Raw genomic sequence first — 11,930 nt, 5'->3', positions numbered from 1 at the left:
TCACCCCAAAGCAAATAAAATGGAAAGAAGGAAATTTATACGCAATACCAGCGCAGGAATTGTAGCAGGAACAGCTTTATGGTCTAATTACGCTCTTGCAAATGGCATCTTTGCAGGTCCAGAATTAGAACTTGGGACTAAAAAAATAACCATACTACATACTAACGACACTCACTCTCATATCGAGCCCATTTCTGGTGGTCGCAACGATGGTCGTGGCGGTGTAGCCCGCAGAGCTGCTTTAATTAATACAGTAAGAGAAGATAATCCTAACACATTACTTCTAGACTGTGGTGATATATTTCAAGGCACACCTTATTTTAATTTTTATGGTGGAGAATTAGAAATAAAATTAATGACCATGATGGGTTATGATGCCGCTACCATAGGTAATCACGACTTTGATAACAGTATAGATGGACTCTACAAACAACTGCCTAACGCTTCTTTTGACTTTGTAATTTCTAACTATGATTTTTCCAACACCATAATGGAAGGTCATATTAAATCGAGAAAGGTTATCGTAAAAGACGGCGTGCGCATAGGTCTATTCGGTGTGGGAATACAATTACAAGGCCTTGTAGATCCAAAAATGTATAAAGAAACGATCTATAACGATCCTGTTGAAATCGCAAAAGACCAGGCAAGGTTATTAAGAGAAGAAGACAATTGTGATCTAGTAATTTGCATGTCTCATTTAGGTTATTCTTATAGAGGCGACAAAGTATCTGACCTTACACTAGCCGCAGCTACATCTGGTATAGACTTAATTATAGGTGGACACACACATACATTTTTAGATGCTCCTGAAATAGTAAAGAATGCCGCCGGAAAAGATGTTATGGTAAATCAAGTAGGCTGTTATGGAATCAATCTAGGTCGCATTGATTTCTATTTAAAAGAAGGGAAGATTGATAAAGGTGTAGATGTTGTTTATGAGGTATAAACACACCTTTTTATAAAAACCAAAACGACAAACAAGAGCACACCAATCTTTAAATAGATTAAAATAACATATTCATAATTTTACCCCTTTAAAATTACCATATCACAACCTGAAAACAACTTAAATCAATCTTATACCCTATTTTAAATAGGGTTACACATATTTAAATACAATATTTAAGATTGAAGCTCTATATTTGAAAAAAAATCAACTAATTTCAAAATGGGCAGAAAAGTCAACTTCATTATTCTTGCAGTATTAGTATTAATCAGCTTATTCTTCAGTAGTCCTTATACAGAAAACGGAGATATGAGCGCTATAGATAGCGGCGATACTGCGTGGATGTTAATCGCATCTGCATTCGTTTTATTAATGACGCCAGGTCTAGCCTTTTTCTATGGCGGTATGGTGAACAAAAAGTCTATGATTTCTACCATGCTACAAAGTTTTGTAGCACTAGGCGTCGTGAGTATCGTTTGGGTACTAGTAGGTTTTTCTCTTGCTTTTGGAGAAAGTTGGCACGGGATTATAGGAAATCCTATGACCTTTTTCAATTTTAGAAACGTAGGTCTAGCACCTAATCCAGACTTTGCAGGCACAGTTCCGTTTTTAGTTTTTGCTTTATTCCAACTCAAATTTGCTATCATCACACCAGCACTTATTACTGGTAGTTTTGCAGAGCGTGTGCGTTTTAGAAGTTACATATTATTCATGGTACTATTTACCATATTCATATACACACCACTAGCCCATATGACTTGGCATCCAGATGGTTTACTACGCAACTTAGGTGTTTTAGATTTTGCAGGTGGAACGGTAGTACATATGAGTGCAGGATTTGCAGCTCTTGCTGGAGCCGTTTATTTAGGTAAACGTAAAAAAATAACCCACGACCCTGCAAACGTTCCTTATATTATTTTAGGAACCGGTTTACTATGGTTTGGTTGGTTTGGTTTTAACGCTGGTAGCGCACTAGCAGCAAATGCAGATGCTGTTATAGCGTTTGCCAACACTAATATTGCTAGTGCAACAGCTATGATTACTTGGATGTTTTATGAGAGATTCAGCAATCGTAAAATGAGTGCCGTAGGAGCATGTATAGGCGCTATAGTAGGACTAGTTGCAATAACTCCTGCAGCAGGATTTGTAACTATATCTCAAAGTATTTTTATAGGATTCTTTGCTGCTATAACTAGTAATCTAGCTATTTCATGGTTTTCAAAAACAGGAATAGACGACACACTAGATGTTTTTCCTAGTCACGGTGTCGGAGGAATAGTAGGTATGATTCTTACCGCTGTATTTGCAAAAGAAGTAGGATTTGTGAATGGCGAGACAGACACGCTAATGTGGCATGTCATCGCATTAATAGGCGTTTCTATATTCACCTTTTTTGGTAGTCTTGCGCTATACAAAATTGTAGATTTATTAATACCTATAAGAGTAAGAGACGATCAAGAAGAACGTGGTCTAGACGCAAGTCAGCACGGAGAAGAAGTAAGTTAATTGATGAAAAATAGATTTTAGTTCCGCTTTCGCGAAAGCGGAACTAAATATAACCACTTTAATAATCTCCAATTTTACTCATAAATAAGCTAAAGTAATTTTGTGTAAAATTTAAATATTAAGCCATTTTTTAAAGGAAGCTGCTTTATTTTTCCCTACAATAATTTCATGTTCTACTTCTGGTTTTGTTTTTAACTTAAGTTGACTATTACCGTATTTAGATATCCTATCAATAGCTGTTATGGAGACTATAAATTGTCTATTTGCTTTAAAAAATATTTTAGGGTTTAAGGAAGTATAAATAGTGTCTAAACTCTCATTAGATGTTGATTTCTTACCGTTAAAACTTAAGAAATAAGTTATTGTATTATCGACATATATAACCGCGATATCTTCACTAGCTAGAGAAACCAGTTCATTGCGTACATAGGTTAAAACACGAGATTTATAATTATCAGCATCTTGGATTTCTGTTTGATCAGTAACTATTGTCGCTTTGGATTCTAGTGATTGCTGTGGAATATTAACTTTCATTCCTTTTTTAACTTTATCAAGTTCGTGTAATAGACTCGCTTGGTGTAGTTCTAGGTTTTTATTGAGTGAAGCAATGTTAGAAACACTTGTAGAAATCTCTGACTGTCGTTCTTCTAGTTCTTTTTCAAATATTGATTTTAAATATCTCAAACTTAATAATGTTAACATAGTAAATATCAAACCAATGATTAAAAAGAGAATAATATTTTTAAATAAGATGTCATTTTTTAATTCTTGCAGTGCTTTTACTTTAATATGAGTTGCTATAATCCAGTCTGTGTTTATCACAGATGAAATATTAATAACCTGATCTTCTTTATAGTTCCCTAGGTCACTGTATATTTTTTCTATGGAAAAGGAATCATCTTTTTTTAAAATGGATGCATCGTAATAATCCACATCATCATCTAGTTTTACCGCGTCTGGATGAGCAATAATTTTACCAGACCAATTAAAAACGGTTAGATATGTATATTCATGAGATGTTTGAGATAAAGCCTTCTGCACCGATTGTTGTATTTGTGAAGGAGACACATTGTTTGTAACTATATCACCTATAATTATAGAAATATGCGCATTAGTATTTTCTGTTTGATACAATTGTGCATCTAGAGCGGTAATCATCTCTTGCCTAGTCAAATGAAAAATTGCTACTATAGACACTATAAATACAATAACTATATTTATAATACCTATTTTTTTATACGGTGTGAGAAACATAAGTAAATTAAAATTATAAAGATATAAAAGCAATTGTACTTGTGTCTAAATTACATTAAATCATTTTTAAATATAAATTCTCACTTTAGACCTTTTAAACTACTTTACAAAGTATTAATTTTTAAAGAAATACAAAATCATCCTATTTTTACAGTGACAGATATAATTTTTACATAGATAATTATAATGAACAAGCAAGTTAAACTTATAAGTTTTACAGTAATTATAGTAATGGTTGCTTTTATAGCATATAATTACACCAACTTTAACGAGGACGTTGTATTGACGTCAAATGAACTAGTCGATAAAGCAACCGTGCATGACTCATTAATAGATAAGTCTATTGTTGTTTATGGTACCGTAAAAGAAAAACTATCTGCAAACAACAAATATGCGCTGTTACTAGAAGGTAGTAATGAAAAAAATATATTATGTCAACTCAATGAAAATCAAATAGTAAAAACAAAAAAAATAGAGATTAATGAACAAGTAAAAATACGCGGCATATATAAAGGTAAATTATCTGATTTAATTCTTTTAAATTGCGAGCTGTTAGATCATACTTATGATTAAATATTCCATTTTATTTATACTATTGCTGCTTAATAGCACACAAGATGACAGACTTAAAAAGCAGTTTATCACAAAACAAGGTCAAGTCACTTTTTTCTCGTATACAACAGTTGAAAACATTCAGGCATCAAATAATACAGTTTATAGCATAGTTGATGTAGAAACAAATGAAATTGCTGTATCCATTTTAATGAAGGCATTTGAATTTAAAAAATCGCTGATGCAATCGCACTTTAATGAAAGTTACATTGAATCTGATTTACACCCCAAAGCCACGTTTACCGGTAAGATCATTGATTATGACAAAAATTTTGATGGAATACAGACTAGAATCATTAAAGGAGATTTTACAATGAGAGGAATCTCAAAATCTGTAGAAATTAAAGCTCAAATTTCTAAAATAGATAATAATATTACCATAAGTGGTGAAACACAGCTGATGGTAGAAGATTATAAAATTAATATCCCTCCAATTTTAAGACCTAATATCGCAGACAATATCAAGGTTTCTTTTAATCTAATACATTCACTAAATGAAAAATAGCCTAGGATTAATTGTCTTTTTCTTTTTTTTTCAATTGGGAAATGCGCAAAGCTTATTAGATGTTTTAACATCACAGCAAATTGACACTACTGCGGTAACGCTTTCATTTAAAGGTACTCGCATAGGTCTAGGTCATTCTATAGAGACTAGAGATCGTAACACATTTGAATTATCTATAGGCCAGCGATACTGGAATACACCTAACGAGGAAAGTAGTGGCTTTTTAGTGGATCAAATATGTACCACATTTGCACTTGATTATGCTTTTACAGATAATTTAACGGCAGGCTCTTCTATCAGCACTTTAATGACGGCTGCAAACGTCTTTGGGAAATATAGATTAAAACGACAACGCAATAATGATAAACTGCCGTTGAGTTTTACTTTTGTACAAACCGTAAATTATAAATCAGAGTTTTTTGATATTACAACTACCAGAGGAAGTTTTGGTGAAAAACTAGCTTACACCAGTCAACTGTTAGTTGCGCATAAATGGGATGATAAATTTACCGCTCAATTAAGTCCTACTTTTATTCATAGAGGTTCTAATAGATTTGAAGTAGACCCTACAAATCAGTTTGCTATAGGAGTGAGTGGTAGGTATAAGTTATCATCACATGTTGAATTATTCTCAGAATATTTCTATCAAATTAATCCATTAGAATCTATAAAGACTTTTGATGCTTTTTCTTTAGGAGCAAATTGGGAAGTAAGTGATCTTTTACTACAATTTATGCTTACTAATAGCAGGCCTTATTCTGAGGATCTCTTTATTACTAATAATCAACTGGAGTTTAACGTGAGAAATAGAAATATGACCTTTGGGTTTAGAGCCACTTATACTTTTCAACTCTAGATTTCTTTATAAAACCTTCTCATTTGTTAATTTATATTTAATAGCTAAGAATTATTAGCCTCTATCCTTTGACCTGTACTTCCTATTTACTCTATGGTAAGTAGGGTTTCATTCACAGATCCATCTCTCTATCACCTTTTCTATCGTGTAAAGCTTTATTAAAATTAACGAAGCAACATAATTTATAAATAAGAATTTATCATCTCATTTTATTCTCCGATAAACTTTAAATTTTATAAATGTTTTAAACTCAAAAGGTCATTTCACTCATCTACTATTAGGTTTTTATGATTAGATAGATCTCTCTAGTGGTAAAACATATTAGAAAAACTATTCTACTCAATTTTTATGTTAACCTAACTCATATGAACAAGATTTTTTAGATAATAACCGCATTTTCTTGTAGCTGTTAGATTCAATTCATAAGATAATTTCATTTTAAAAAGATCTTCATTTTAAAAATCAGACTCCTGATTTCACTTTTAAAGTGATTATTTCACTTTTAGGAGCAAAAAAACATATTTAAATAACTCATTATACTGATTTTCAGATATTTAAAAACACAATCTAATCTTTTCATTTTAAGTGGTTGTATTTCCCTATCACTCATAAAAAGTTTTTCTAGCCTCAAAACACCCACATATTTGCACTGTCTAACAACAACAAATAATAATAACAATTTAAATAATTAAAAATGAAAAAGACCATTTTAACCCTATCGGTAGCTGTATTAGCAATATTAGCTTCTTGTTCTTCAGATGATGATAGTATCAATCAAGATATTACTCCTGAATTAACTACAAACACATTTAGATTAACATTGCGTAACGCTATCAATTATGTAAGTGTAAAGAAAATAGGTGACGCTCCACTAACCATGACTGGACAACAATTTACCACCACCTTTAAAGCAACACAAGGAACCTACCTGAGCTTTGCAAACATGTTCGCACAAAGTAACGATTGGTTTTTTGCTCCTAGCAGTACTGGTATTAAATTATGGGATGGAACTACTCCACTTACAGGAGATATATCTGACCGTATTATAGTATGGGATGCAGGAAGTGAAGAAGATGAAGCCTTCTTAACAGATTTCCCTAACACGGTTAACACAGCCCCTAATCAAGCAGCTCCTAATACTGGACCTGCAGATGATGATAATACGGTAAGAAATACAGGACGTAACATCTTACAATACCTATCAGCACGTTTAGATTATGATACTACTGCTAGAGAATTTACTCTAACTATAACAAAAGCAAATAGAGAATCCTTACACAATCCTGGATTTGTAACTCCTGGTATTTTAGTAGTGCACACATTAGATAACGCATTATTCATAGGTGGAGAAGCACTTAACAATAATGGGTTTGAAAGTTTAGCAGAAGATGGTTCTCCAGCAGCAGTATACGACTGGTTTACCGAGGCAGGAACAGCAGGTGCACCATTAAGATTATCATCTTCTATGTCTGTATTATCTCCTGCAGTGGCTTATGTACACGATGGTGAACAAACTCCTTTATTTACAAATAATCAACCTATCAATGCTGTAAATGGTCTAGAAGAGCTTGCCGAAGATGGTAATTCTCAAATAGCTTTTGATTATTTAAACGCCATGGAAAATGTAACAGCACAACGTAGCACTGCACCATTAGCTCCAGGAGAAAGTTTTTCTTTTGAAATTGAAGCAACACAAGGACAGCGTTTAAACTTTGCAACTATGTTAGTATCTTCAAATGACTGGTTCATTTCTAATAACCAGGCTGGTATTGAATTATATAATGCAGATGGTAGCCCTAAAGTATCCTTTGATGTAAACAAAAACTACTTATATGACTCAGGTACTGAAGTAGATGAAATCGTAGGTTTAGGTGACGGACAACCTATGAGAGGTAACAATCCAGTAGCCGCTGATTCTAATACAAATGTAAGAAGAGTAACATCATTAGAAGATGTACAATTCGGTAAAGGAGTTATAAGCTCTGCAGCTGGTGTAACTCAACATAGAGAAGAAAGAGGTGGATATAATTTAATAGAAGTTTCCGTTGAATTAGTAAACTAATAACAAATAAGTAAGTAAGTTTTGGTTGATTAGTTAGTTTGGAAAGGCGCTCTGTGATGGAGCGTCTTTTTTTTATGGTAAATGGTATAAGGAATTCCGCTTTCGCGAAAGCGGAATTAAAACAAATAGATTTCTTTAAATCAATAAACAGAGACTATTTTACCATTTCTAGAAACTCCTGTTCACTTATCATAGTAATCTCTAACTTCTCTGCTTTCTCGAGCTTAGAAGGCCCCATTTTATCACCGCGTATAAGGAAATCTGTTTTACTAGATATAGAACTAGAGTTTTTACCACCATTATCTTCTACCAGTTTTTTAAGATTATTTCTAGACATTTGAAATACCCCAGAAATAACAAAGCTTTTTCCGGTTAATTTTTCTGTTTGCCCTTCTAGTTGCTGTTCACTTAATGCCAGCTGTAATCCAGCTGTCTTTAATCGATCTATGAGTGCAATATGATAATCGTCCTGTATAAATTCCACAAGTGATCTAGCTATGCTCTCTCCTATTTCTGGCACTGAAGTGAGTTCTTCGATTTTCTTATCTGCCGCACTAGTAACATCAGCAAAAAGATCTAAGCCGTTCTTTTCTGGCTCGGCAGGCATTTTTATAAGTGCGTCTATATTTTTATAATGTTTGGCTAGTTTTTTTGCCACAGTCTCTCCTACATACCTTATCCCCAAACCGAATAACAACCTTTCAAAAGGAACTTGTTTACTCGCAGCTATTCCATTGATCATATTTTCGGCACTTTTTTGCGCCATACGATCTAGTGGTAACACTTGCTCTACAGTTAGGTCATATAAATCTGCATAATTATGAATCATTTGAGCCTCTACTAATTGATCTACCGTTTCAGCACCTATTCCATCTATATCCATTGCTTTACGAGATATAAAATGCTGTATACGTCCTTTTACCTGCGGTGGACACGCCATTTCATTAGGACAGTAATGTTTTGCATCTCCTTCACTGCGCACTAATTCTGTATGACATTCTGGGCAGTGTGTCGCATAGACTGTAGGAACAGAATCTGCTGGACGTTTTGATAAATCTATGGCTACTATTTTAGGTATGATCTCACCTCCTTTTTCTACATATACCTCGTCACCTACTCTTATATCTAACTTTTCAATCTGGTCAGCATTGTGCAAACTCGCTCTACGCACGGTAGTTCCAGAAATCTCAACCGCTTCTAGATTTGCGACTGGTGTTATCGATCCTGTACGACCTACCTGATAAGTAATTTCTTCTAGTCTAGTAGAAACTTGCTCTGCAGCAAATTTGTACGCCATTGCCCATTTAGGTGCTTTGGCAGTGAATCCAAGCTCATCTTGTTGATCTAATGAATTCACTTTAATCACTACACCATCTGTTTCATAAGGCAATTCTTTTCTTGCCACATCCCAATGATTAATAAATTCAAAAACTTCTTCTATAGAATCAACTAACTTACTTTCTTTAGGAGCTTTAAAACCCCATTTTCTAGCATATTCTAAGGAGTCATACTGTGTCTTTACAGGCAAATTATTCCCTGCCAGTGAGTACAATAAACAGTCCAGCGGTCTTTTTGCAACCTCTGCACTATCCTGTAATTTTAAACTACCACTAGCCGTATTGCGAGGGTTGCGATATAAATCTAAGCCTTGCGCTTCACGTTCTTCATTCATTTTATGAAATCCATCCCATGGTAATACAATCTCACCACGTATCTCAAATTTCTCGGGAATATCGTCACCTTTTAACTGCAATGGTACAGACTTAATCGTTCGCACATTTGCAGTTACTTCATCACCTTGATTTCCATCGCCACGAGTTACGGCTTGTACAAATTTGCCTTTTTCATAATGCAAACTAATACTCGCACCGTCGTATTTGAGCTCGCACGTATACCGAATATCACCATCGATTATCTTCTTAATACGCGTTTCCCAATCCTGTAAATCTTCTAATGAATATGAATTATCGAGCGAGTACATACGGTTAATATGCTTTATGGTATGAAAGTTTTTTGTCACTTCTCCACCTACACGCACTGATGGACTCGTTGCATCATAAAACTCTGGATGAGCTGCCTCTAACACTTTTAACTGCTCTAACTGCTTATCAAATTCAAAATCTGATATAGTAGGATTATCGTTTACGTAGTAGTTAAAATTATGTTCACGCAATTCATCGCGCAAGGATTGTATTTGTTCTTTTGGACTCATAGAAAACGTGCTATCTATTGCTCTAATTATAAGATTCTAAAATACAAAAAGGGCCGCTTATTTATTAATTCTTTACAGTATGATATCAACACTATTTTGAGACGATATCAACAATTCATTTAATTCTTACAGTTCTCTTTTTTGAGCCTTCATCATTCTATAATTACCGTTTAAATCTTTATACACTTGAGATTCAAAACCTAATTTTGTCGCTAGATTCTTCATCTCTTCTGGTAGGTATTGATTAATTTCAAAATACAAAACTCCTTCTTTTTTCAAGGCCTTTTGAGCTAGTTCCAAAATTTTACGGTAAAAAATCAAAGCATCATGATCTTCTACAAACAAGGCCAGATGAGGCTCATTTTCTAGAACATTATCATGAATTTCTTGCTTTTCTAAATTCCTAACATAGGGCGGATTACTTACTATAACATCATACTGCTCTGGTAATTCATCTAAAGTTAGTACATCTTGTAAAACAGTTTTTATAGGTATTTTAAGTTGAACAGCATTAGCTTGTGCAGTTTCTAGCGCCTCACTAGAAACATCCATCAAAGTCACACTACAACTAGGCATAGCAGCTTTAAGCGATAATCCTATACAACCAGTTCCTGTACCTATATCAATTATGTTGAGATAGGTATCTTTTTTATGATTCTCGATAATCATGTGTACCAGCTCTTCCGTTTCCTGACGTGGTATTAAAGTATCCGAATTCACCATAAACTCATGCCCGTAAAAATGAGCTTTTCCAGTTATGTATTGAACTGGCTTTGAAGTACGCAACTCTCTTAAAGATTTATGGAGAATCTCTTCTTGAAGATGACTCATCTCTTCTCTATCATTGATTAAAAAATCAGATCGAGACCAATTCAACAAATCTTCACAGACTATCTGTAAAATACTGTGAATTTCATTTTCTGGATATAATGGAGCGAGCTGCTCTTGATAAAGAAGCTTGAATTGATTTAAAGTCATCCGACAAAGGTAAAAGCATTTTTAAACCTTTTTTACCATATTTAAGTAAACTCTCACGTAATATAAACTATAATCGTTTTAATGTACAAATATTATCAATCAACACTTGTAAATCATTAACTCATAGGTTGCCCATCCTTACCATGAGGCTCGTTATTTTTATCAATACCTTCCTTAACAGACACACTTATATCTAACATATCCCATAACAATGAAAATATCTTAATCAATGGCCAGAAGAGAATTCTTAACAAAATTTCTAACATTTAATGTTCTTTAAAACCTCTTCAACATTTGTACTGGACATGAAAAATGCCCTGTATCGCCTAGTGGCGCTTTTAATAACTCAAAACCTACGTGTTTATATAATCCCTGGGCTTCATACATATTATCCATAGTTTCTAGATAAATGCTTTCAAATTTTAAACTAGCTGCGTACTCTAGACAGGTCATCATCATTTTTTTACCATAACCCCTTCCGCGAGCTTCTGGTTTAAAATACATTTTTTGCAACTCACTCACATTCCCTTTATAATTATCTAAAGGAGCAACACCAGCACCACCTAATACAACACCATCTACCTCTAATACATAATATGCACTACGCGGTTTTTGGTATTGCGCATACATAGCTTGCGTTGCAGCATCACTGTAAGCAGTTCCTACTTTAGGCGCTCCATGTTCTAGGATAGACTCTTGGATAATTTCTTTTATAGCTTGATTATCTTCAGGTAAAATTTTGCGAATTTTCATAGTGCGAATTTAAAGTTCCCTTTCCAAATAATATCTAGAGTTATGAATTTATTAGAATCTCATCACCTACTTCTTAAAACACTATTAGGTTTTTTATTTTCTATTTTTGTCCCGTCCTAGAATAGCGATACACTAAAATCTTAGTGTAATGAAAACACCTATAAACATTGGTTATGTGAAACGTACCCAAAAAGACTACTCGCTTTCTTTTAAGCTTCAAGTAGTAGAAGAAATTGAATCAGGACG

Annotated in this window: 11 protein-coding genes; 6 read left to right on the top strand and 5 right to left on the bottom strand. The window is 33.8% G+C overall.

Features of this window, described 5'->3' with window-relative positions; translation table 11 throughout:
* Positions 1-19 precede the first annotated feature (19 nt).
* Both ABJF08_RS11575 and ABJF08_RS11570 read left to right on the top strand, forming a co-directional pair.
* Complete coding sequence (locus tag ABJF08_RS11575) at positions 20-946, top strand: metallophosphatase (protein ID WP_348116385.1); 927 nt, start codon at positions 20-22, stop codon at positions 944-946.
* Between the two features lie 222 nt (positions 947-1,168).
* Positions 1,169-2,452: an ammonium transporter gene (locus tag ABJF08_RS11570; protein ID WP_348116383.1), complete on the top strand. Its 1,284-nt coding sequence runs from the start codon at positions 1,169-1,171 to the stop codon at positions 2,450-2,452.
* A 111-nt stretch (positions 2,453-2,563) separates the two neighbouring features.
* Here the strand turns inward: ABJF08_RS11570 and ABJF08_RS11565 are convergent, their stop codons facing one another.
* Positions 2,564-3,706 carry a LytTR family DNA-binding domain-containing protein gene (locus ABJF08_RS11565; protein ID WP_348116382.1) on the bottom strand — a complete coding sequence of 381 codons (1,143 nt, stop codon included), beginning with the start codon at positions 3,704-3,706 and terminating at the stop codon, positions 2,564-2,566.
* Positions 3,707-3,892: 186 nt separating this feature from the next.
* Here ABJF08_RS11565 and ABJF08_RS11560 point away from each other — a divergent pair, with 186 nt between their 5' ends.
* The 4 genes from ABJF08_RS11560 (at position 3,893) to ABJF08_RS11545 (ending at position 7,741) form a co-directional block, all read left to right on the top strand.
* The gene (locus ABJF08_RS11560) at positions 3,893-4,279 is read left to right on the top strand and encodes a hypothetical protein (protein ID WP_348116381.1); all 387 of its coding nucleotides are present in this window, start codon (positions 3,893-3,895) and stop codon (positions 4,277-4,279) included.
* Positions 4,272-4,823 (top strand): YceI family protein, encoded by a 552-nt coding sequence (locus ABJF08_RS11555; protein ID WP_348116380.1) that lies wholly within the window; start codon positions 4,272-4,274, stop codon positions 4,821-4,823. The genes ABJF08_RS11560 and ABJF08_RS11555 overlap by 8 nt, the downstream gene beginning before the upstream one ends.
* Positions 4,813-5,679: a DUF5777 family beta-barrel protein gene (locus ABJF08_RS11550; RefSeq protein ID WP_348116379.1), complete on the top strand. Its 867-nt coding sequence runs from the start codon at positions 4,813-4,815 to the stop codon at positions 5,677-5,679. Before ABJF08_RS11555 ends, ABJF08_RS11550 begins: the two co-directional genes overlap by 11 nt.
* A 694-nt stretch (positions 5,680-6,373) precedes the next feature.
* Positions 6,374-7,741, top strand: coding sequence for a spondin domain-containing protein (locus ABJF08_RS11545; protein ID WP_348116378.1), 1,368 nt, complete (start codon positions 6,374-6,376; stop codon positions 7,739-7,741).
* A gap of 154 nt (positions 7,742-7,895) precedes the next feature.
* Here the strand turns inward: ABJF08_RS11545 and ligA are convergent, their stop codons facing one another.
* From ligA to ABJF08_RS11525, 4 genes are all read right to left on the bottom strand, one after another.
* Positions 7,896-9,953 carry an NAD-dependent DNA ligase LigA gene (gene ligA, locus ABJF08_RS11540; RefSeq protein WP_348116377.1) on the bottom strand — a complete coding sequence of 686 codons (2,058 nt, stop codon included), beginning with the start codon at positions 9,951-9,953 and terminating at the stop codon, positions 7,896-7,898.
* 126 nt (positions 9,954-10,079) lie between these two features.
* Positions 10,080-10,931: a peptide chain release factor N(5)-glutamine methyltransferase gene (gene prmC, locus ABJF08_RS11535; protein ID WP_348116376.1), complete on the bottom strand. Its 852-nt coding sequence runs from the start codon at positions 10,929-10,931 to the stop codon at positions 10,080-10,082.
* A 116-nt stretch (positions 10,932-11,047) separates the two neighbouring features.
* A complete protein-coding gene (locus tag ABJF08_RS11530; RefSeq protein ID WP_348116374.1) occupies positions 11,048-11,197 on the bottom strand; it encodes a hypothetical protein in 150 nt (49 codons plus the stop codon).
* A 10-nt stretch (positions 11,198-11,207) separates the two neighbouring features.
* Positions 11,208-11,684, bottom strand: a complete 477-nt coding sequence (locus ABJF08_RS11525) for a GNAT family N-acetyltransferase (RefSeq protein WP_348116373.1) — start codon at positions 11,682-11,684, stop codon at positions 11,208-11,210.
* Positions 11,685-11,930 lie beyond the last annotated feature (246 nt).

Origin of the sequence: Nonlabens sp., from assembly GCF_039941875.1 — a bacterium.
Classification (GTDB): Bacteria; Bacteroidota; Bacteroidia; order Flavobacteriales; family Flavobacteriaceae; genus Nonlabens.
This window is presented reverse-complemented; position numbering and strand designations above follow the sequence as displayed.